The organism is Thioclava pacifica DSM 10166 (assembly GCF_000714535.1).
GTDB lineage: Bacteria > Pseudomonadota > Alphaproteobacteria > Rhodobacterales > Rhodobacteraceae > Thioclava > Thioclava pacifica.
The window spans coordinates 242249-261988 of record NZ_AUND01000034.1; the positions used below are offsets into that span (position 1 = coordinate 242249).

The following is a 19740-nucleotide window of genomic DNA, read 5'->3' on the forward strand; positions in this document are numbered from 1 at the left end:
CTGCCCTCTTGCCAAGAAGGCGCGCCGGCCCTAATGGCAAAGCCATGACACAGCACCAGCGCCTCCTCATCATCGACTTCGGCTCTCAGGTCACGCAGCTGATCGCGCGTCGCCTTCGCGAGCTCAATGTCTATTGCGAAATCCATCCCTATCAGAACGTGACGGATGCCTTCCTTAAGGAGTTCGCCCCCAAGGCGATCATCTTCTCGGGCGGCCCCGACAGCGTCACCCGCGAGGGATCGCCGCGCCCGCCGGCCAGCGCCTACAGCCTTGGCGTGCCGATCCTCGGGATCTGCTATGGCCAGCAGGTGATGATGCAGGATCTGGGCGGTCTGGTGGAAGCCGGTCAGAGCCACACCGCCGAGTTCGGCCGCGCCTATGTGACGCCGACCGAGACGCGCATCGACCTTCTGAACGGCTGGTTCATGGATGGCACGGGCCGCGAGCAGGTGTGGATGAGCCATGGCGATCATGTCTCCAGGCTCGCGCCGGGCTTCGAGGTCTTCGGAACCTCGCCGGGCGCGCCCTATGCGATCACCGCCGATCTGAGCCGCAATTTCTACGCCGTGCAGTTCCACCCGGAAGTGCATCACACGCCCAATGGCAAGACGCTTTACGAGAACTTCGTGCAGATGGCCGGGTTCACCGGCGACTGGACGATGGCGGGCTACCGCGACGAGGCGATCCGCCAGATCCGCGAACAGGTGGGCAATTCCCACGTCATTTGCGGGCTGTCGGGCGGCGTCGACAGCTCGGTCACCGCGATCCTGCTCCATGAGGCGATCGGCGACCAGCTGACCTGCGTTTTCGTCGATCACGGTCTTCTGCGGATGAACGAGGCCGAGGAAGTGGTCACGATGTTCCGCGACCATTACAACATCAAGCTGATCCATGCCGATGAGAGCGAACTGTTCCTCGGCGAGCTGGAAGGCGTCACCGACCCCGAAGTGAAGCGCAAGACGATCGGTCGGCTCTTCATCGACGTGTTCCAGAAATACGCCAACCAGATCGAGGATGCGGAATTCCTCGCGCAAGGGACGCTCTACCCCGATGTGATTGAATCGGTGAGCTTCTCTGGCGGCCCCTCGGTCACGATCAAGTCGCACCACAATGTGGGCGGGTTGCCTGAGAAGATGGGCCTGAAACTGGTCGAGCCGTTGCGCGAGCTGTTCAAGGACGAAGTGCGCGCACTGGGCCACGAGCTTGGCCTGCCCGCCTCCTTCATCGGCCGCCACCCCTTCCCCGGCCCCGGCCTCGCGATCCGTTGCCCCGGCGAGATCACCCGCGAAAAGCTGGAGATCCTGCGCAAGGCGGATGCGGTCTATATCGACCAGATCCGCAAGCACGGGCTCTATGACGAGATCTGGCAGGCTTTCGTTGCGATCCTGCCGGTGCGCACCGTGGGCGTGATGGGCGACGGGCGCACCTATGACTATGCCTGTGCGCTGCGCGCGGTGACCTCCGTCGATGGGATGACCGCCGATTACTACCCGTTCACCCATGAGTTCCTGGGCGAGACCGCGACGCGGATCATCAACGAGGTGAAGGGGATCAACCGGGTCACCTACGACATCACCTCGAAGCCGCCCGGCACGATCGAGTGGGAATGACATCGGGAGGGGGCGCTGCCCCCTCTTTTCCTTTCAGGAAGACTCTCCCCAAGACTATTTCGAACAGTTGAAGGCAGATACGCGCAGGGCCCATCCCGGCGCCGCCTCCATCCTTTCAACTGCATGAAACCGTGGGCGTCTCTGAGACCCCGGCTCGACCATTATTTGTCGCGCCGCGGCGACGGGCGAAGAGCCCCCCTTGCCCCGCCTCACAAACCGCGCCACAGAGGGATCATGACAGAAACCCGTCCTGACATTCTCTGCATCGGCTCGGTCCTTTGGGATATCATCGGGCGCGCCAGCCTGCACATGCGCGCGGGCGCCGATGTGCCGGGCCGGATCGAGCGTTTGCCGGGTGGCGTTGCGATGAATATCGCGATGACTTTGCGCCGCTTTGGTCTCAAGCCCGCGGTGCTGACCGCCCTAGGGCGAGACAGTCAGGGCGAAGATCTGATCCGGGCTGCGGAAGTGCTCGGGATCGATTGCCGCTATCTCTATCGCTCGGACGATCTGCCAACGGACCGTTACATGGCGATCGAGGGCGCGAACGGGCTGATCGCGGCGATCGCGGATGCACATTCTCTGGAAGCGGCGGGCGACAAGATCCTGGCGCCGCTGTCCGACGGGCGGCTTGGGACCGAGGACGCCCCCTGGGATGGGCCCGTGGCGCTCGACGGCAACCTGACCGAGGCGCTGCTGAGCCAGATCGCAAGCTCGCCGCTTTTCGCCAAATCCGATCTGCGCGTGGCGCCCGCCAGCCCCGGCAAGGCCGAGCGCCTGATGCCGCTGCTCGCGCACCCGTCCGCCACGCTCTATGTCAATCTCGAAGAGGCGGGCATCCTGTGCCAGCGCAGCTTCGAGAGCGCCGAGACGGCCGCCGAAACCCTGCTCGCGCGCGGCGCGCATCGGGTGCTCGTCACCGATGGCGGCAAGGCGGCTGCCGATGGATGCGCGACGGCAGGCGGCGTGATTTCGGCCGCCCCGCCCCCCGTTCTCGTGACCCGCGTCACCGGCGCGGGCGATACTTTCATGGCCGCGCATCTCGTGGCCGAGCGCCAGGGCGGAACCCGGGCGGAGGCGCTCGACCGCGCACTGCTCGCCGCCGCCCGCTATGTTTCCGGAGAGCTTGCGACATGACGACCGCCCCCCTCACCTATTCCGCCGAGGTCGCCGAGGCGAAAGCCGCTGGCCGCCCGATCGTCGCGCTGGAATCGACGATCATCACTCATGGGATGCCTTATCCGCAGAATCTCGAAACCGCACAGCGCGTCGAGGCGGAAGTCCGCAAATCCGGCGCGGTTCCTGCAACCATCGCGGTGATGGGCGGGCTCATCCATATTGGCCTCGAACAGGACGCGCTCGAGCGGCTCGCACGTACAAATGATGCAATGAAGGTCAGCCGCGCCGATCTGGCGGTGTGCCTTGCCAAGGGTGCGAGCGGGGCGACCACCGTGGCCGCGACGATGATCTGCGCGCATCTGGCCGGGATCGACGTGTTTGCGACCGGCGGGATCGGCGGCGTTCATCGCGGGGCCGAGGAAAGCTTCGACATCTCCGCCGATCTGCTGGAACTGGCGCAGACCCCGGTGAGCGTGGTGGCAGCGGGCGCCAAAGCCATTCTCGACCTTCCGAAAACGCTGGAAGTTCTGGAAACGCATGGCGTGCCGGTGATTGCCTTCGGTCAGGATGACTTTCCCGCTTTCTGGTCGCGCAGCTCGGGCCTGCCCGCACCGCTGCGGGCCGATACGGCGGGTGAAATCGCACAGGCGCAGCTGGCCCGCGCCAGCCTTGGCCTGCCCGGCGGGCAATTGATCGCGAACCCGATCCCCGACGAGGCCGAGATCGCCCGAGACGAGATCGTGCCGGTGATCGAAGCCGCTCTGGCCGAGGCCGAGGCGCAAGGCATCGCCGCGAAGGCGGTCACGCCTTTCCTGCTGTCGCGCATCTTCGAGCTGACCGAAGGCCGCTCGCTCGAGGCCAATATCGCCCTCGTTCTGAACAACGCTCGCCTGGCTGCTGCAATCGCGGGCGAAATCACAGCGGCGCGCCGCGGCTGACACCTTTGCCATTGCTGAAAGCGCGGGCGGTGCCTAGATAGCAGGCAGATCCCGCGCCAGATGCGCCCGTGCCCGCGAGAGGCCCATGACCAAACCCGAAGATCAGTTGCCGCGCCGCCGTTCGCGCTTTGCCGCCCTGCGCGCCTCGTTTTTCACCGGGCTGATAGTGGTCGCGCCGATCGGCCTGACGATCTGGCTGATGTGGACGATGGCGGGCTGGGTCGATGGCTGGGTGCTGCCGCTCGTGCCGCCAGAACTGCGCCCCGAACGCTATATCGGCGTAAATGTGCGCGGCATCGGCGTGATCATCTTCCTGATCTTCACCGTCGTCGTGGGCTGGCTCGCCAAGGGCTTTTTCGGGCGCACGATGATCCGTTTCGGCGAGAGCATCGTCGACCGGCTGCCTCTGGTGCGCACGGTCTATAGCGGGCTCAAGCAGATCGCTGAGACGGTGCTGAGCCAGTCGGAGGCCAAGTTCGACCGCGCCTGCATGATCGACTATCCGCGCGAGGGTCTGAAGGCGATCGCCTTCGTCTCCTCCACCGCGAAAGGCGAGATCGCGGCGAAGGCCGACGATGACGATCCGCTGATCTCTGTCTTCTTGCCGACCACGCCGAACCCGACCTCGGGGTTCCTGCTGTTCGTACCGCAATCGCAGGTCACCTATCTCGACATGTCGGTCGAGGATGCAGCGAAGCTGATCATCTCGGCCGGCCTCGTCTATCCGCAGCCCAAAGAGGCGAAGGGCAAGGACGGGCGCAAAATCAAGGCGAAGATTCAGTCGAACAAGGAGTGAAGATCGGTCGAGGCCTCGCTACCGATCTTGTCGGCATGGGCCTCGAGCCAGCGATCGGCCGCCGCCCTCCCGGCATCCTTGAGCTTTTGCAGCATTCCCCATTCGGGCATGATCTTCGACTTCGTGCTGAGCTGGGTCATGATGTCATCATCCGCGATCACGTGGATCAACACATCCTTCATCGCGCCTTCGGGGAAACGCCCTTCGGCGATCAGCCGGCGCACGAAATTGATCGCGCGCAGCTCTCGCAGGAGCGAGGAATTAAAGCTGATCTCGTTGATCCGCTCGTCGATCTGAGCCGGCGTCTTCGGGATTTCATCCCGCAGCAGAGGGTTGATCGAGACGATCACCACATCGCGCGGATATTGCGGCTCGAAGAGCGGGAAAAGCGGCGGGTTGCCGGTAAACCCGCCATCCCAATAGGCTTCGGTCCGGCCCGTCTTCGGGTCGTCGATTTCGACCGCGCGAAAGATCTCGGGCAGGCAGGCCGAGGCGAGGATCGCATCGGCGGTGATCTCTTCATGGGCGAAGACGCGGATCTTGCCGGTACGCACATTGGTGGCCGAAACGAACAGCTCCGGGCCTTCCGCACCGCAGACATCCTCGTAGCGGAATTTCTCGACCACCGAGGCCAGCGGGTTGACGTAGAACGGGCCTGAATCATAGGGCGAGAAGACGCGCGAGATGCCGTCGACGAAGGCGGCCGGGGTGAAGGCGTCGAACCAGCGCGTGAGCGCCTCTACGCCGGGAAGTTCCGAGGGAAGGATGCGGTTGAGACGGAGATCAACGCTTTCGGAAACCTGGCCCCAGAGTCGGTCAAGCTCGGCACGTGCTCCATCACGACCGCCACGCGCATAGCCCGCCTTAAACGCCGCACCGTTCAGCGCCCCCGCCGATGTCCCCGATATTGCGGCGTAATCAAGCCAATCCTCGTCGAGAAAACGATCGAGAACGCCCCAGGTGAAGGCACCATGTGCGCCGCCGCCCTGAAGGGCGAGGTTGATGGTCTTGCGTTTCATCTCTTACCTTCTTCGTCGGTCCTACCGTGAAGAAGTTATGCTGCATCGCAGCAATGGCAAGCGCACAGAGCGTCTCAAAACCGTGCGCGCCGCGTCAGCTCAGCAATTCGTGGCAAAGTTCGAGCGCCGAGACGAGCGCATCGACCTCTTCGCGGGTGTTATACATCCCGAAGGACGCGCGCGCGGTCGCGGACACCCCGAGCCACTCCATCAGCGGCATCGCGCAATGGCTGCCTGCGCGCACGGCAACGCCACGCTTGTCGAGAATGGTCGAGATATCATGGGGATGCGCGGGCCCGTTGAGCGTGAGCGAGAAGATCGCCCCCTTGCCCGGCGCATTGCCCTGAACGTTGAGCCAATTCAGCCCGGTCAGCTTTTCCTGCGCGTAATCCCGCAGGCCGCGCTCATGGGCCGCAATATTCTCCATCCCGATCTGCATCAGGTAGTCGAGCGCCACGCCCATCCCCACCTGCTGCACGATGCCGGGTGTGCCTGCCTCGAATTTCATCGGGGGCTTGTTATAGGTGACGCTGTCGCGGGTCACGGTGTCGATCATATCGCCGCCGCCAAGGAAGGGACGCATCTCGGCCATCCGCTCCTTTCGGATGAAGATCGCCCCGGAACCGCTTGGTCCATATAGCTTATGTCCGGTGATCGCATAGAAGTCACAGCCCAGATCCTCGACATCGACCGGCCCGTGAACCGCGCCTTGCGAGCCGTCGACCAGAGTGGCGATCCCCTTCTCGCGCGCGGCATGGGCGATGGTTTTCACATCGACCAGCGTGCCCAGCACATTCGACATATGGGTGATCGCGATCAGCTTGGTGCGTTCGGTGACCGCCTCGAGCACCTTCTCGGGCGGCAGCGAGCCATCGGCCTCGGGCTCCACCCAGACCAGCTTCACCCCCTGACGCTCGCGCAGGAAATGCCACGGCACGATATTCGCGTGATGCTCCAATACCGAGAGCACGATCTCGTCGCCCGGCTGCAGCCGCGGCGCGGCCCAGGCATAGCTGATCAGGTTGATCCCTTCAGTCGAGCCGGTGGTGAAAACGATCTCATCCGCGTCCTTCACCTTCAGGAATTTGGCGACGATCGCACGCACCCCCTCGTATTTCTCGGTCGCGATATTCGAGAGCGTATGCAGCCCGCGATGGACGTTGGAATACTCGTCCTCATACATCCGGGTCATCGCGTCGATCACCACGCGCGGCTTCTGCGCCGAGGCCCCGTTATCAAGATAAACCAAGGGCTTGCCGTTCACTTCTCGCGACAGGATGGGGAAATCCGAACGGATTTTCGCGATGTCATACATGTCTCTACCTCAGCTCGGCATGGGGGCGGCGGGCATCTGCACGAGCCCGGTCGAGACCAGCACGATCCCGGCGATCAGGGCGGACCCGAGGAAGGTCAGGATGACCCCGACTGCGACCGCCAAAGGATTGGTGAAGCCGTGCAGTTCCATCGTGAACTGTACCAGCAGATAGAACATCAGGCCGACCAGAAGAAGCGACATGATCGTCGCTGAGATCGGAAAGAAGACCATGAGAACGACCTGGATCACCTGCCCGATCATCAGCACGAACTCGATCCAGGTGAGCAGCAGCAACGCATCGGAATAACTTCCGCTGCCACCCGCGCGCTGCCCCACGAAGGACATGGCAAAGGCGCCATAGAGCAGCAGCGAGGCCTGAAGCCCGACCACCATCAGCGGCGAGGTCAACTCTCCCAGGTCGAGCTTGGTGATGACGGTGAAGACCATCTGCGCCAGCGTACCGAGGATCGCGCTCATCACAACGACAAGCACCATCGCTTGAAAACGCGTCTCGTTGGGCAGGTTGAGCGCCATGAGCTCGCGCGCGACCGCACGAGGTTCGGTGAAGCTGCGCATCAGCCAGTCTTTAAGATCGACCTGCATCAGTTTGTTTTTCCTTCGAATTCCGAAACACGCAAACCCGCAACCCAGAACAGCAAGAACGCCACCCCGACCAGAACCGACACCAGAGAGAGCTGCGGCCCGATCCCGATAAAACCTGCGACAAGCCCTTGCAGGAGCATCATCGGCGAGACGGCGAGCAGCGCCCAGAACAGCGCAAGCCGCGCACCGTACCAGCTACCCTGACCGCCCATAACTTTCGCGACCAGATGACCGAGCGCCGCAATCAGGTAGAAGATGGGGACGGTCGCCAGAAGCGCAAGCATCGTCCCCATCATCAAGCCGACCATTGGCTGATCGGGCATTTCATGGGCCACCCGCGACAGGCGCGGCCACTGACCGATGAAGATCACCGTCAGGGCCAGCAGCAAGAAGACCAGCGCGCGCGGCTCGGAGGCTGGACGCGCCAGATGTTCACGCATCACCACACGCGGACGCCGATAGGTCCGCAGGATGTCGTCGCTGGCCGCCATCTCAGCCGCGATGCCGCGAAAGCCAGCCTTCGAGCCGCGTCAGAATCGCGTCACGGAACCGCTCTTCTTCAATCTCTTCAATGGCATCGGCCACGAAGCTGAGAACCAGAAGCGCGGTTGCCTCCTCGACCGGAACCCCGCGCGAGCGCAGGTAAAAGAGCGCGGTCTCATCGATCGCGCCGGTGGTCGAGCCATGCGAGCACTGCACGTCATCGGCGTAGATTTCCAGCTCCGGCTTGGCGAGGAACTGGCTGTCCTCGTCGAGCAACAGCGACTGGCTGATCTGGTAACCGTCGGTCTTCTGCGCGCCCGGCTTCACAAGGATCTTGCCCTGGAACACGCCCTGCGCGCCGTTCTTCAGTACCTTTTTGAACACCTGGCGGCTCTCGCAGCGTTCGGCGTCATGGGTGATGAAGATCGTGTCGTCGTGGTGGAACGCGCCGGTCTTGCCGTCGCCAAGCGCCGCGCCCGCGACATGGGCATTGGCGTCGTCGCCCACGATGTCGATCACGCATTCATTGCGCGTCAGGACCCCGTTCGAGGTCAGGGTGAAGGATTTGAACAGGCTCTCTTCCGCGACACGCGCGAAGATGCCGGTCACCGCACGAAGCTCGTGATCGCGGCCCTGCACGCGGATATGGTGGAAACGCGCGCCTTTGGCGACATCGACTTCCATCAGCTTGTTGAAGCGCGCACCGGCCGGGCCGTTTTCCAGAACGGTGATCTCGGCACCCTCCTCGAGCTTCACGAGGTGGTGCAAGATTGGGTCGGAAGCCTCTGATTCATGAGTATAAATCAAGCTCACCGGCTTTTCGGCCTTGCCCGTGACGCGGATCAGCACGCCGTCGGTGGCCGAGGCGGTGTTGAGCGCCGCGAATGGACGCACGACCGGTTTCTGGCCGTTGGCCTCCAGCGTGCCATAGAGCGAACTTGCCCAGTTCACATCGCCCGCCTCGGCCAAACGCAGGATCTCGACGCCCGACATGGTCAGATCGTCCGAGGCCTCTGCATCGAACACACCATCGCGGAACACGATCTTCAGACGGTCGATCTCGCCGAACAGTTCCGGCTCGTCATCGACGAAAGGTGCTGCGGCAACCGGCTCGGGCGCGATGAAATCGGTGGGGTTGGTCCAACGCCAGTATTCGTCGCGACGGCCCGGAAGGCCCATCGCGGTCAGACGCTCGAGCGCAGCCCGGCGTTGCGGCCCGAAACCCTCGGGCAGCGTGACGCGGGCAAGCCGCGCCTCGGCGGGGGTCATTTTCTCGACAGCCGACATTACGCCATCACCTCCGAGATCCCGTGCTTGGCCAGCAGATCGGCATAGCCGTTCTTCTCGACCTCAAGCGCCAGCTCCGGCCCGCCGGTTTCGATGATGCGGCCATCGGCCATGATGTGCACGACATCGGGTTTGATGTGGTCGAGCAGGCGCTGGTAGTGGGTGATCACGAGGAAGGAGCGCTTCTCGTCGCGCAGCGCGTTCACCCCTTCGGCCACCAGGCGCATCGCGTCCACGTCGAGGCCCGAGTCGGTCTCGTCGAGGATGCACATCTTCGGCTCCAGAAGCGCCATCTGAAGGATTTCGTTACGCTTTTTCTCGCCGCCCGAGAAGCCGACATTGACCGGGCGCTTGAGCATATCGGCGTCGATCTTCAGCGATTTCGCCTTTTCGCGCACGAGCTTGAGGAAATCACCGGCGGAGATCTCTTCTTCGCCGCGCGCCTTGCGCTGCGCATTGAGCGCGGTGCGCAGGAAGGTCATGTTGCCCACGCCCGGGATTTCGACCGGATATTGGAACGCGAGGAACAGGCCCGCCGCCGCGCGCTCTTCGGGCTCGGCTTCGAGCAGGTCCATCCCGTCGAGTTCCGCCTCGCCCTCGGTCACCTCGTAGCCGTCGCGACCCGACAGAACGTAGCTCAGCGTCGATTTCCCCGAGCCGTTCGGCCCCATGATCGCGTGGACCTTGCCGGCCTCGACGGTCAGGTTGACGCCCTTGAGGATCTGCTTGTCCTCTTCTTCCAGTTTGACGTGCAGGTTCTTGATCTCAAGCATGGTTCTTCCTCAGGATACGGTGACAGCGGTGCCGGAGGCCGACACCATCAGCATGGATTGGCCGACGACCTCGTAATCGAGATCGACGCCGACAACGGCATTCGCGCCCAGTTCGCGGGCGCGATCTTCAAGTTCACGCAGCGCCGTGGAGCGCGCGTCTTGCAATTTGGATTCGTAAGCCCCCGAACGGCCGCCGATGATATCGGTGACAGAGGCGAAGATGTCGCGCACGACATTGGCGCCCATGATGGCCTCGCCCACGACGATGCCATGATAGGCCGCAATCGGGCGGCCTTCGATGGTAGGGGTAGTGGTGACGATCATGCGCGACCTCCGATGGAGCGACCCAGCGGGGCCGCACCGCCGCAGGTCAGAAGTGGATCACGGCCCCGGCATAGGCCAGCGTGCCCGGCTCGGTCTCGGCCATCTTCTGCTGCACCCAGGCGTCGGAAAAGACCGACGAGGCGATGGTGGGCTGCCAGAACGCGAGGTTGTGAATCCCCGCCATTGCGATGACGACCCCGATAGCCTGCAGCACGAAGAGTTTCTTCGACAGGAGCTTGAAGAACAGCCCCATCACGAAGGCGGCAAAAAGCGCTGCCCCGAAGAGCGCGAGATCCGCATGCGTGCCGATCGCGTCCGCTATCTGCGGCGTCATGAAATGCTCGCGCAGCGCCGAGGCGAGCACGAAGCCAGCCATGCCCGTTGCAAGCGCGGGGATAAAGGCGAAGAAGCGACGCTTGGCTCGCGGCTCGGCAATCGCGCCACGCAGCATCTCGGAATCCGCGCGCACGTTCATCTCGCGATCGCCCACATGCAGCACCACCCGACCCTTGTTCTTGGCGGAGATCTTTTCGATCCGCATCAGACGGTCGTTGAAGCTTGTGCTGGATATGGTCATGGCCCACCTCGATCTGTCTTCTAGGCGGGATAAGACATGCTAAAGCAATGTGCCCGAATTGGGGCGCATCCAAGGCCATTTCGCAATTTACACGTGTGCAAATCACCCGACGCTGCCCTCCAGCGAAATCGCGACAAGGCTTTGGGCTTCCATGGCAAATTCCATCGGCAGCGCTTGCAGCACTTCGCGGCAGAATCCGTTGACGACAAGGGCCACGGCCTCTTCCTCGTCCATCCCGCGCGCGCGGCAATAGAAGAGCTGATCGTCATCGACTTTCGAGGTGGTCGCCTCGTGTTCCACGCGGCTCGAATTGTTCTTCACCTCGATATACGGGACCGTATGCGCGCCACATTTATCGCCGATCAGCAGCGAGTCGCATTGCGTGTAGTTGCGCGAGTCGGTGGCCTTCGGGTGCATCGAGACCTGGCCGCGATAGGTGTTCTGCGCCTTGCCCGCCGAGATACCCTTCGAGACGATGCGCGAGCGGGTGTTCTTGCCCAGATGCAGCATCTTCGTGCCGGTATCGGCCTGCTGGTAGTTGTTGGCGATGGCGATCGAGTAGAACTCGCCCTGGCTGTCATCGCCGCGCAGGATGCAGGACGGGTATTTCCAGGTGATCGCCGAGCCGGTCTCGACCTGCGTCCACATCACCTTGGCGCGGTCGCCGCGGCAATCCGCGCGCTTGGTGACGAAGTTGTAGATGCCGCCCTTGCCGTTCTCGTCGCCCGGGAACCAGTTCTGCACGGTGGAGTATTTCACCTCCGCGTCTTCCTCGATGATGATCTCGACGACCGCGGCGTGCAGCTGCGCGACATCGCGCTGCGGCGCGGTGCAGCCTTCGAGATAGCTCACATAGGAGCCCTTGTCGGCGATGATCAGGGTGCGTTCGAACTGCCCGGTGTTTTCCGCGTTGATGCGGAAATAGGTCGAGAGTTCCATCGGGCAGCGCACGCCCGGCGGGACGTAGACGAAGGAGCCGTCCGAGAACACCGCCGAGTTCAGCGCGGCATAGAAGTTGTCCGCCTGCGGCACGACCGAACCGAGATATTTCTTCACCAGCTCCGGGTGTTCCTGGATCGCCTCCGAGATCGAGCAGAAGATCACCCCTGCCTCGGCCAGCTTGTCCTTGAAGGTCGTGCCCACGGAAACAGAGTCGAACACCGCATCGACGGCGACCTGACGGTCGTTGAGGTCGATATCCTCGGCGCCTTCGACACCGGCGAGGATCATCTGCTCCTTCAGCGGAATGCCAAGCTTTTCATAGGTGGCCAGCAGCTTGGGATCGACCTCGTCGAGCGACTTGGGCTTTTCCACCATGCTTTTCGGACGCGCGTAATAATACTGATTCTGGAAGTCGATCTCGGGGATGTTCAGGAGCGCCCAGTCGGGCATCTTCATGTCCTGCCAGCGCGCGAAGGCCTTCAGGCGCCACTCGGTCATCCATTCGGGTTCGTTGTTCTTCTCCGAGATCAGGCGGACGATATCCTCGTTCACGCCCTTGGGCGCGTATTCCATCTCGATCTCGGTGTTCCAGCCGTATTTATAGGCGCCCATGTTCTGGACGGTCTCGACCGTCTCGCGATCCACGCCTTCGCGCACTTCCACCTGATCCGCACCCGCCATATCGGCCTCTCCTGTCGCTCACCCGCGCCGCGCGCGGTGTTTCCCTTCGCATTTCAGCCAGTGTTCGGCGAAACGCATCACATCTTCCTCGCGCGTGTCGGGCCCGATCGAGACCCGCAGCGCAGAGCCGGCTTCCTCTTCGCTAAAGCCCATCGCCACCAGCGCGGCAGAGCTTTTCACCTTGCCCGACGAACAGGCCGAGCCGGCCGAAACGGCAAAACCGCCCAGATCCATCTGCATCACCTGCGTCTCGCCCTTCCATCCGGGCGTGAGGAAGCAGGAGGTGTTCGGAAGCCTGCGCGATTCATTCCCGACAAAAATAGTCTCATTTGCCCGATCCGCAATGGCGTTCTCTAGAATGTTTCTAAGTTTTTCCACCTGATCCCAGTTCCCGCGCTCAAGATCGCGCGAGGCGGCCTCGGCGGCCGCTCCGAAACCGGCAATGCCGATCAGGTTCTCGGTGCCCGCGCGCCGACCCATCTCCTGCCCGCCGCCCTTCAGCTGCGCCGCGATATCCGTGCCGCGCTTGACCACCAGCGCGCCGACCCCCTTCGGCCCGCCCAGCTTATGCGCCGAGACGATACCGCAAGTCAGGCCGAGCCAGTTGAAAGCGAAGGGGATCTTGCCGAACGCCTGCGTGAGATCGCTGAAATAGAGACCCTCGGGCAAGTCCTGCACGACGCCAGTCTCGGAATTGGCCAGCTGCACCGCTGCATGACCCGGATCCTCAACCGAAATCCGCCCCGCGCGGTCCACGGGCAGATCCTCGGCGCACCAGCTGCGCACCGCGTCATGCTCGACGCCCGCGCAATGCACCCCCTGCCCGGCTAGCGCCAGTGCCGCAGCCTCCGTCGCACCCGAGGTGAAGATCACATCCTGCCCCTCGGCCCCAAGCGCCGCCGCCACCTGCGCGCGCGCCCGCTCCATCAGCGCCTTGGCCGCGCGGCCCTCGGAATGGACGGAGGACGGGTTGCCCACCACATCCATCGCCTCGATCATCGCCGCGCGCGCCTCGGCCCGCAAAGGGGTCGTCGCATTCCAGTCGAGATAGGTTCGCGCCATGCCTGCGCTCCGCTTGGTTGAGAGGTCGGATGCCTCCGGCGGGGATATTTGAAGCAGTTGGAAGACGCAAACCCTCACATTCCAACTGCATCAAATATCCCCCGCGGAGCGTCCGCGTCTTGCCAGCCCCGAGCGACGGCCGGGGTTACTCGTCCACGACCGAGAACAGGCTCGGCACGGCCGGGCAAGGCTTGAGGCGGTTCTTCACCACGTCGTCCAGCGTCGTCTGATGCAGGAAAACGAAGACCTGAGCCGAAAGGCTCTCCCAGAGCCGGTTCGCCATGGATTGTGCCCGCGAGCCCGAGATCGCCCCCGAGGCGCCTGCGCCCACATGCATCGCCGAGACCGTCTCGTCCACGGCTTCGAAAATCTCGGAGATACGGATTTCCGACGGGCAGCGCGCGAGGCGATAGCCGCCTCCCGGCCCGCGGACCGAATTCACCAGGCCGGCGCGGCGCAGCCGCACGAAGAGCTGTTCGAGATAGGGCAGCGAAATGTCCTGGCGTTCCGAGAGCGCGGCCAGAGAGGTCCGGCTGCCCTCGCCCGCCAGCGCCAGATCCACCAGCGCGACCATCGCGTAACGCCCTTTCGTCGACAGTTTCATGCGACCCTCCCGCCTGGAGCCCTAAAGCTGACCGAAATCGACCCCTAACGCACGCAAAAACCGCTGAAAGCATTGACGCAAGCGCGAGGGCCGATTACCTCCACCCATACCCGATCTCCCGGCATGGCGCCGGGGGTGGCTTCCTCCTAGGCCAGACGTGCCGACCCGTCAAGAAACGCGAGGTCGCAGCGCGCGCCCAGGAGCCAAGCTGGCAACAGTAAACGAGAGACGATGCCCGAAGTCATTTTCCCCGGTCCCGAAGGTCGCCTTGAGGGCCGTTATCATCCGCAGCCCGCTCCCGACGCACCGATCGCGATCATCCTTCATCCCGATCCGCAATTCGGCGGCACGATGAACAATCGCGTCGTCTACAACCTGCATTATGCCTTCTTCAAGATGGGCTTCACGGTGCTGCGCTTCAATTTCCGCGGCGTGGGTCGCAGCCAGGGCGAATATGACCAGGGCATTGGCGAGCTCAGCGACGCGGCCTCGGCGCTTGATTATCTTCAGGCGATGAACCCGAACTCCAAACATTGCTGGGTTGCCGGTCACTCCTTCGGCGCCTGGATCGGGATGCAGCTTTTGATGCGCCGCCCCGAGATCACTGGTTTCATCTCGGTCGCGCCGCCCGGCCCTTCGTCGCCCGGGCCCGGCAATTACGATTACTCGTTCCTCGCGCCCTGCCCCTCTTCGGGCCTGATCATCAACGGCTCGAACGACCGGATCGCGCAGCCGAAAGAGACCGATCAGCTCGTCGCCAAGCTGCAAGAGCAGAAGGGCATCACGATCACCCATGAGGTCGTCGAGGGCGCGGATCACTTCTTCAAGAACGAAGAAGCCCATATGAAGCCGATGATCGAGACCGTGCAGACCTATGTGCGCCGCCGCCTGACCGAGGGTACGCGCTGATGGCGCTGATCGACGAGCTGGCCGAAAAACTTGCCGCCGAGACCATGGAGGCGATGCGGAAATATGGCAACGACCGCCTCTTCATGGAGGTCGGCGACTATATTGGCACATCGTCACCCTCCTTGCAGGAGGCCTTCATGACCGCCTGCCGCCTTCATATGGCCGAGCAGCGCGGGCGTACATATTTCGAGAAACGTCTGCGCGAGCTTGATGCCAATGCGCGCAAGGCTGCAATCGCAGCGGCTGCCGCCGAGGCGCAGGCCAAGACGCCCGGAAAACCCGAGGACGAGGCGTGAGCCGTCCGGCGATGACGGCCTTCTATGCCGCGGCGCTCGCGCTCGGCCTGTCGCTTGTCATCGCCACGGCCTTCCATGCCACTCACATGCTCTGTGAGGGCGACTGGACCGGAGCTGCCACGCGCGGCGAGGCGATGATCCGCGGCTTTGCGGGTCTCCTGAGCAGCCCGTTCCATTTGTTGATTTCCGTTCTTCCACTCTGGATCGGCTGGACGCTGTTGCTGCTCTCGGCGGCCAATCGTGCGATCCCGCCGGTGGTGGGGCTTGGCACCGTACTCCTGTCGATCCTCGGCACGCTCTTTTTCTATGCGTTTGCCGTTCCACGTATCGATTGCGCGAACTTTTCGGATCGGGCGATGATGTGGCGGATCGGCGGGTTGTTCCTCTTCGTGGCCTTCCTGCTGTTGCTGCCGAAACTCTGGAGACGCTCGTGACTCGCCTTGATCGCCAATTCGCCTTTCTCGCCGAAGCCGAGAAGCTGAAATCGGTCACGCGCGCAACGCCGATCCATGACGCCTCGCGGCCGGAAAACTCGGGCGAACATAGCTGGTCGCTTGCCCTTTATGCGCTGACGCTCGCCGATCAGGCGCCCGAGGGTGTCACGATCGACCGGGTGATCCGGATGCTGCTGCTCCATGATCTCGTCGAGATCGACGTGGGCGATGTACCGATCCATTCGCAGGGCGGGACGGCGCATGGGGCCGAGGCGATCCTCAAGGCCGAGGCGGCGGCGGCCGAGCGGATCTTCGGACTGCTGCCCGAGGATCAGGGGGCAGAACTGCTCGCGCTCTGGCGCGAGTTCGAGGCCAATGAGAGCCCCGACGCGATCTTCGCGAAATCGCTCGACCGGGTGCAGCCGGTGCTGCTCAACCACCAGTCGGGCGGCGGGTCCTGGATCGAATATGACGTGACCTTCCCGCAACTCGAAGAGCGCATCGGCACCAAGATCTCGCGCGGTGCGCCCGCGGTCTGGGACTGGGTGCGCGCAAGGGTCGAGTCATGGTTCGAACGGCGCGGTTTGTAGTCCCAGTCCTTTATGCCGCGCTCTGCGGTGTGGTCTATGATGGGCTGGTCGCGCTCAGCGACGCCGATTGGCGCGCCTGCATCGGATATCAGGCAGCCCCCGGCATGCCGACGGGCACAATCGACACGATGACTTTTCGCCAGATCTTTACGATCTTCCAGGACGGGGTCTGGAACCACAGTTTTATATCCCAGATACTTTCCACGCTCCATCAGGGCACAGGCATGAGCTCGCCCGAATGGTTGCTGGCGCTTTTCGCTCTGCTCTATTTGCCGCCGTTTCTTCTTGCCCTGCCCGCGTCTTTCGGTACGACCCGCTGGACCCGCCTTGTCTTTGGCTTTGCGTTGCTCGGATTACTCGGGACAATGGCGTGGATCTTGCTTCCTCCCGACGCAGTGCATGATTGCGACAGGAAGGGGCCAGAAGCCGGGTTTTTCATATTCGCGATGCCGTTCCTCGCTGGTTGCTGGGCTGGTCTCGCACTCTTGGCTCGCGTCCCATTCGCGATTTTCGAGGCGGCGCGTGCAGCTCCGGGCGAGCGATGAGCGGCTGGAACATCCTGTTCTTTGCCTTCCTTGTTGCCGCCGTCCTGCTTGGTGCGCTTTTCATTCAGTTCGATGCGCCGCTTGTGGGCAGCGCGGGCACGCCGTGTCGCGAGGCGATGTCTTCGGGCGGAGATGACGACACGATCCCCTTCTCTCTCGTGCTGCTCCTGATCCCGGCGCTGATCCGGCTGTTTCGCAACGGGCTCTGGTTCAACTGGCTCGAATGGGTCGTGCTGATCCTCGCGGCCACACCTTTCTTCGCCTTTCTCATTCTGATCCCGGATTGCGCGACGATCCCGGCCAATATCGCGGCGCGCAACGTGCCGTTCCTGCTGATCCTCCTGACCCTACTGTGCCTTTTCGCAACCGCGCTGAGGCTCAGCGGTCCCGATCAATGCAGGATGCGTCCGCCGCGGCGTTGAAATTCTCAGGGAAGAACGTCCGTATACAATCGCATACCGTCTAGCCAAGCGCATCTGAATCAGGTATGACGCGGCAAATCCCGAGGCTTCAACCGAAGAGGGCTGTGCCATGACCGATACGAACACTCCTGATATCATTTACACCAAGGTCGACGAGGCCCCGGAACTGGCGAGCGCGTCGCTGCTGCCGATCATCCGCAAATTCGCCTCGGCCGCCGGGATCTCGGTCGGCACGAAGGATATTTCGCTTGCGGGCCGTATCCTCGCCACCTTCCCCGAAGCGCTGACCGAAGAGCAGCGCATCTCGGACGACCTGGCAGAGCTGGGCGAACTGGTGAAGACGCCCGAGGCGAATGTCATCAAGCTGCCGAACATCTCCGCTTCGGTGCCGCAGCTCGTGGCCGCGATCAAGGAACTGCAATCGCAAGGCTACGCCCTGCCCGACTACCCCGAAGAGCCGAAGACCGACGCCGAAAAAGCCGTGCGCGCGAAATACGATACGATCAAGGGCTCGGCGGTGAACCCGGTCCTGCGCGAGGGCAACTCGGATCGTCGCGCCGCGACCGCGGTGAAGAAATTCGCTCAGGCCAACCCGCATCGCATGGGCGAGTGGACCAAGGACAGCAAAACCCGCGTGGCGGCGATGTCGGGCGGCGATTTCTTCTCGAACGAGACCTCGGCCACCCTGCCGAAAGCCGCGACCGCGAAGATCGTTCTGGAAAACGCCAGTGGCGAAACCGTCCTGAAAGAAGCTGTGAGCTACCCCGAAGGCACCGTGGTTGACGCGACCTACATGTCGGCCGACGCGCTCGATGCGTTCCTCGCCGAGGAAATCGCGAAGACCAAGGAAGAGGGCGTCCTGTTCTCGCTGCATATGAAGGCGACGATGATGAAGGTCTCGGACCCGATCATCTTCGGCCATGCGGTGAAGGAATGGCTCAAGCCCGTCTTCGAGAAATACGGCGACGAAATGAAGGCGCTTGGCGTGAACCCGAATTCGGGGATGGGCGACCTGCTGGCCCGCGTGAAGGATCAGCCCGAGATCATGGCCGCGATCGAGGCCGTGCGCGCCGAGCGCCCGCCGATGTATATGGTGAACTCGGACAAGGGCATCACCAACCTGCATGTCCCCTCGGATGTCATCATCGACGCCTCGATGCCCGCGCTGATCCGTGCTGGCGGCAAGGGCTGGGGCCCGGATGGTCAGGAACATGACTGCGTCTGCGTGATCCCGGACAACTCCTATGCGCCCGTCTATGATGCCGCGATCGAGTTCTTCAAAGCCAATGGCAAGCTGAACCCCGCCACCGCGGGCACCGTTCAGAACATCGGCCTGATGGCGCAGAAGGCCGAGGAATACGGCTCGCACCCGACCACCTTCGAGATCCCGGCCGATGGCACGGTGAAGATGGTGCTCGACGACGGCACGGTGCTGCATTCGCATGAGGTGAAAGCGGGCGACATCTGGCGCTCGGCCTCGGCCCGCAAGGCGCCGATCGAGGATTGGGTGCAGCTCGCGATCGACCGCCAGCGCCTGACCGGCTACCGCGCGATCTTCTGGCTCGACGAAAATCGCGCCCATGACGCGGAGCTGATCGCCTATGTGAAGCCGATCCTCGAAGCCAAGGGCGTCGCCGACAAGTTCGAGATCATGGCCCCGCGCGAAGCGACCATCGCCTCGCTCGAGACCATCACCAAGGGCGAGAACACGATCGCGATCACCGGCAACGTGCTGCGCGATTATCTGACCGACCTCTTCCCGATCCTGGAACTGGCCACCTCGGCGAAGATGCTCTCGATCGTGAAGCTGATGCAGGGCGGTGGTCTGTTCGAGACCGGCGCGGGTGGCTCGGCCCCCAAGCACGTCCAGCAGCTGCTGGAAGAAAACCACCTGCGCTGGGACAGCCTCGGCGAGTTCTGCGCGCTCGGTGAAAGCTTCCGCTTCCTCGCCGAGACCAAGGGCAACGCCAAGGCGAAGGTGCTGGGAGACGCGGTAGATGTCGCGACCCAAGGCATCCTCGACAATGACCGTTCGCCCTCGCGCAAGGTCGGCCAGCCCGACAACCGCGACAGCCATTACTGGTTCGCCCGCTACTGGGCCGAGGCGCTGGCTGCGCAAACCGACGACGCCGATCTGGCCACCGAATTCGCGCCCGTCGCGAAAGCGCTGGCCGAGGGCGAGGCGAAGATCGTGGCGGAGATTGCCGCCGTACAGGGCAAGCCGGCCGATATCGGCGGCTACTACCACGCAGACCCGGCGAAACTCGCCGCGGTGATGCGCCCGAGCGAAACGCTCAACGCCATCATCGGCTGAGAGCACTGAGACAGAAGGGGCGGCACCGAGCCGCCCCTTTCGATTCCCGGCCCGCCGCAAACACGGATGCGTGAACGGGCCCCAGATCCGGACCAAA

22 protein-coding genes are annotated in these 19740 nt (G+C 63.2%); 11 read left to right on the plus strand and 11 right to left on the minus strand.

Features of this window, described 5'->3' with window-relative positions:
- Nucleotides 1-44: 44 nt before the first annotated feature.
- From guaA to TP2_RS13210, 4 genes are all read left to right on the plus strand, one after another.
- Nucleotides 45-1610 carry a glutamine-hydrolyzing GMP synthase gene (guaA, locus tag TP2_RS13195; protein WP_038078255.1) on the plus strand — a complete coding sequence of 522 codons (1566 nt, stop codon included), beginning with the start codon at nucleotides 45-47 and terminating at the stop codon, nucleotides 1608-1610.
- 234 nt (nucleotides 1611-1844) lie between these two features.
- Complete coding sequence (locus TP2_RS13200) at nucleotides 1845-2747, plus strand: PfkB family carbohydrate kinase (protein ID WP_038078258.1); 903 nt, start codon at nucleotides 1845-1847, stop codon at nucleotides 2745-2747.
- Nucleotides 2744-3667 carry a pseudouridine-5'-phosphate glycosidase gene (locus tag TP2_RS13205; RefSeq protein ID WP_038078260.1) on the plus strand — a complete coding sequence of 308 codons (924 nt, stop codon included), beginning with the start codon at nucleotides 2744-2746 and terminating at the stop codon, nucleotides 3665-3667. The genes TP2_RS13200 and TP2_RS13205 overlap by 4 nt, the downstream gene beginning before the upstream one ends.
- Before the next feature lie 85 nt (nucleotides 3668-3752).
- Nucleotides 3753-4463 carry a DUF502 domain-containing protein gene (locus tag TP2_RS13210; protein ID WP_038078261.1) on the plus strand — a complete coding sequence of 237 codons (711 nt, stop codon included), beginning with the start codon at nucleotides 3753-3755 and terminating at the stop codon, nucleotides 4461-4463.
- Here the strand turns inward: TP2_RS13210 and TP2_RS13215 are convergent.
- The 11 genes from TP2_RS13215 to iscR all read right to left on the minus strand — a co-directional run bounded on the left by TP2_RS13215 (nucleotide 4445) and on the right by iscR (nucleotide 14133).
- Nucleotides 4445-5482 (minus strand): patatin-like phospholipase family protein, encoded by a 1038-nt coding sequence (locus TP2_RS13215; protein WP_038078263.1) that lies wholly within the window; start codon nucleotides 5480-5482, stop codon nucleotides 4445-4447. The genes TP2_RS13210 and TP2_RS13215 overlap by 19 nt on opposite strands.
- 94 nt (nucleotides 5483-5576) lie before the next feature.
- Nucleotides 5577-6797, minus strand: a complete 1221-nt coding sequence (locus tag TP2_RS13220; protein ID WP_038078265.1) for a cysteine desulfurase — start codon at nucleotides 6795-6797, stop codon at nucleotides 5577-5579.
- Nucleotides 6798-6806: 9 nt separating this feature from the next.
- On the minus strand, nucleotides 6807-7400 hold the full coding sequence (locus TP2_RS13225; RefSeq protein WP_038078267.1) for a YIP1 family protein: 594 nt from the start codon (nucleotides 7398-7400) through the stop codon (nucleotides 6807-6809).
- Nucleotides 7400-7891 (minus strand): Yip1 family protein, encoded by a 492-nt coding sequence (locus TP2_RS13230; RefSeq protein ID WP_038078269.1) that lies wholly within the window; start codon nucleotides 7889-7891, stop codon nucleotides 7400-7402. The genes TP2_RS13225 and TP2_RS13230 overlap by 1 nt, the downstream gene beginning before the upstream one ends.
- A 1-nt stretch (nucleotide 7892) precedes the next feature.
- Nucleotides 7893-9170, minus strand: coding sequence for a Fe-S cluster assembly protein SufD (gene sufD, locus TP2_RS13235; RefSeq protein ID WP_038078271.1), 1278 nt, complete (start codon nucleotides 9168-9170; stop codon nucleotides 7893-7895).
- The gene (sufC, locus tag TP2_RS13240) at nucleotides 9170-9943 is read right to left on the minus strand and encodes a Fe-S cluster assembly ATPase SufC (protein ID WP_038078273.1); all 774 of its coding nucleotides are present in this window, start codon (nucleotides 9941-9943) and stop codon (nucleotides 9170-9172) included. The genes sufD and sufC overlap by 1 nt, the downstream gene beginning before the upstream one ends.
- 9 nt (nucleotides 9944-9952) lie before the next feature.
- Nucleotides 9953-10267, minus strand: a complete 315-nt coding sequence (locus TP2_RS13245) for a heavy metal-binding domain-containing protein (protein WP_038078274.1) — start codon at nucleotides 10265-10267, stop codon at nucleotides 9953-9955.
- 46 nt (nucleotides 10268-10313) lie between these two features.
- The gene (locus TP2_RS13250) at nucleotides 10314-10844 is read right to left on the minus strand and encodes a hypothetical protein (protein WP_038078275.1); all 531 of its coding nucleotides are present in this window, start codon (nucleotides 10842-10844) and stop codon (nucleotides 10314-10316) included.
- A gap of 102 nt (nucleotides 10845-10946) precedes the next feature.
- Nucleotides 10947-12467 (minus strand): Fe-S cluster assembly protein SufB, encoded by a 1521-nt coding sequence (gene sufB / locus TP2_RS13255; protein ID WP_038078276.1) that lies wholly within the window; start codon nucleotides 12465-12467, stop codon nucleotides 10947-10949.
- Nucleotides 12468-12485: 18 nt separating this feature from the next.
- Entirely contained in the window at nucleotides 12486-13529 is a 1044-nt protein-coding gene (locus tag TP2_RS13260) for a cysteine desulfurase family protein (protein ID WP_038078278.1), read from the minus strand.
- 145 nt (nucleotides 13530-13674) lie between these two features.
- Nucleotides 13675-14133: a Fe-S cluster assembly transcriptional regulator IscR gene (gene iscR / locus TP2_RS13265; RefSeq protein WP_038078281.1), complete on the minus strand. Its 459-nt coding sequence runs from the start codon at nucleotides 14131-14133 to the stop codon at nucleotides 13675-13677.
- Between the two features lie 231 nt (nucleotides 14134-14364).
- Between iscR and TP2_RS13270 the strand changes: the two genes are divergently transcribed.
- The 7 genes from TP2_RS13270 (at nucleotide 14365) to TP2_RS13300 (ending at nucleotide 19643) form a co-directional block, all read left to right on the plus strand.
- Nucleotides 14365-15042, plus strand: coding sequence for an alpha/beta hydrolase (locus TP2_RS13270; RefSeq protein ID WP_038078283.1), 678 nt, complete (start codon nucleotides 14365-14367; stop codon nucleotides 15040-15042).
- Entirely contained in the window at nucleotides 15042-15338 is a 297-nt protein-coding gene (locus TP2_RS13275; protein ID WP_051692606.1) for a hypothetical protein, read from the plus strand. The genes TP2_RS13270 and TP2_RS13275 overlap by 1 nt, the downstream gene beginning before the upstream one ends.
- On the plus strand, nucleotides 15335-15772 hold the full coding sequence (locus TP2_RS13280; protein WP_038078285.1) for a hypothetical protein: 438 nt from the start codon (nucleotides 15335-15337) through the stop codon (nucleotides 15770-15772). The genes TP2_RS13275 and TP2_RS13280 overlap by 4 nt, the downstream gene beginning before the upstream one ends.
- A complete protein-coding gene (locus tag TP2_RS13285) occupies nucleotides 15769-16362 on the plus strand; it encodes an HD domain-containing protein (RefSeq protein ID WP_038078288.1) in 594 nt (197 codons plus the stop codon). The genes TP2_RS13280 and TP2_RS13285 overlap by 4 nt, the downstream gene beginning before the upstream one ends.
- On the plus strand, nucleotides 16338-16907 hold the full coding sequence (locus TP2_RS13290) for a hypothetical protein (protein WP_038078291.1): 570 nt from the start codon (nucleotides 16338-16340) through the stop codon (nucleotides 16905-16907). The genes TP2_RS13285 and TP2_RS13290 overlap by 25 nt, the downstream gene beginning before the upstream one ends.
- The gene (locus TP2_RS13295) at nucleotides 16904-17329 is read left to right on the plus strand and encodes a hypothetical protein (protein WP_038078294.1); all 426 of its coding nucleotides are present in this window, start codon (nucleotides 16904-16906) and stop codon (nucleotides 17327-17329) included. Before TP2_RS13290 ends, TP2_RS13295 begins: the two co-directional genes overlap by 4 nt.
- Nucleotides 17330-17438: 109 nt before the next feature.
- Entirely contained in the window at nucleotides 17439-19643 is a 2205-nt protein-coding gene (locus TP2_RS13300) for an NADP-dependent isocitrate dehydrogenase (protein ID WP_038078298.1), read from the plus strand.
- Nucleotides 19644-19740: the final 97 nt, after the last annotated feature.

Coding starts and splice junctions, on each gene's coding strand:
- guaA (WP_038078255.1), top strand. CDS start 45: ATGACACAGCACCAGCGCCTCCTCATCATCGACTTCGGCTCTCAGGTC.
- TP2_RS13200 (WP_038078258.1), top strand. CDS start 1,845: ATGACAGAAACCCGTCCTGACATTCTCTGCATCGGCTCGGTCCTTTGG.
- TP2_RS13205 (WP_038078260.1), top strand. CDS start 2,744: ATGACGACCGCCCCCCTCACCTATTCCGCCGAGGTCGCCGAGGCGAAA.
- TP2_RS13210 (WP_038078261.1), top strand. CDS start 3,753: ATGACCAAACCCGAAGATCAGTTGCCGCGCCGCCGTTCGCGCTTTGCC.
- TP2_RS13215 (WP_038078263.1), bottom strand. CDS start 5,482: ATGAAACGCAAGACCATCAACCTCGCCCTTCAGGGCGGCGGCGCACAT.
- TP2_RS13220 (WP_038078265.1), bottom strand. CDS start 6,797: ATGTATGACATCGCGAAAATCCGTTCGGATTTCCCCATCCTGTCGCGA.
- TP2_RS13225 (WP_038078267.1), bottom strand. CDS start 7,400: ATGCAGGTCGATCTTAAAGACTGGCTGATGCGCAGCTTCACCGAACCT.
- TP2_RS13230 (WP_038078269.1), bottom strand. CDS start 7,891: ATGGCGGCCAGCGACGACATCCTGCGGACCTATCGGCGTCCGCGTGTG.
- sufD (WP_038078271.1), bottom strand. CDS start 9,170: ATGTCGGCTGTCGAGAAAATGACCCCCGCCGAGGCGCGGCTTGCCCGC.
- sufC (WP_038078273.1), bottom strand. CDS start 9,943: ATGCTTGAGATCAAGAACCTGCACGTCAAACTGGAAGAAGAGGACAAG.
- TP2_RS13245 (WP_038078274.1), bottom strand. CDS start 10,267: ATGATCGTCACCACTACCCCTACCATCGAAGGCCGCCCGATTGCGGCC.
- TP2_RS13250 (WP_038078275.1), bottom strand. CDS start 10,844: ATGACCATATCCAGCACAAGCTTCAACGACCGTCTGATGCGGATCGAA.
- sufB (WP_038078276.1), bottom strand. CDS start 12,467: ATGGCGGGTGCGGATCAGGTGGAAGTGCGCGAAGGCGTGGATCGCGAG.
- TP2_RS13260 (WP_038078278.1), bottom strand. CDS start 13,529: ATGGCGCGAACCTATCTCGACTGGAATGCGACGACCCCTTTGCGGGCC.
- iscR (WP_038078281.1), bottom strand. CDS start 14,133: ATGAAACTGTCGACGAAAGGGCGTTACGCGATGGTCGCGCTGGTGGAT.
- TP2_RS13270 (WP_038078283.1), top strand. CDS start 14,365: ATGCCCGAAGTCATTTTCCCCGGTCCCGAAGGTCGCCTTGAGGGCCGT.
- TP2_RS13275 (WP_051692606.1), top strand. CDS start 15,042: ATGGCGCTGATCGACGAGCTGGCCGAAAAACTTGCCGCCGAGACCATG.
- TP2_RS13290 (WP_038078291.1), top strand. CDS start 16,338: ATGGTTCGAACGGCGCGGTTTGTAGTCCCAGTCCTTTATGCCGCGCTC.
- TP2_RS13295 (WP_038078294.1), top strand. CDS start 16,904: ATGAGCGGCTGGAACATCCTGTTCTTTGCCTTCCTTGTTGCCGCCGTC.
- TP2_RS13300 (WP_038078298.1), top strand. CDS start 17,439: ATGACCGATACGAACACTCCTGATATCATTTACACCAAGGTCGACGAG.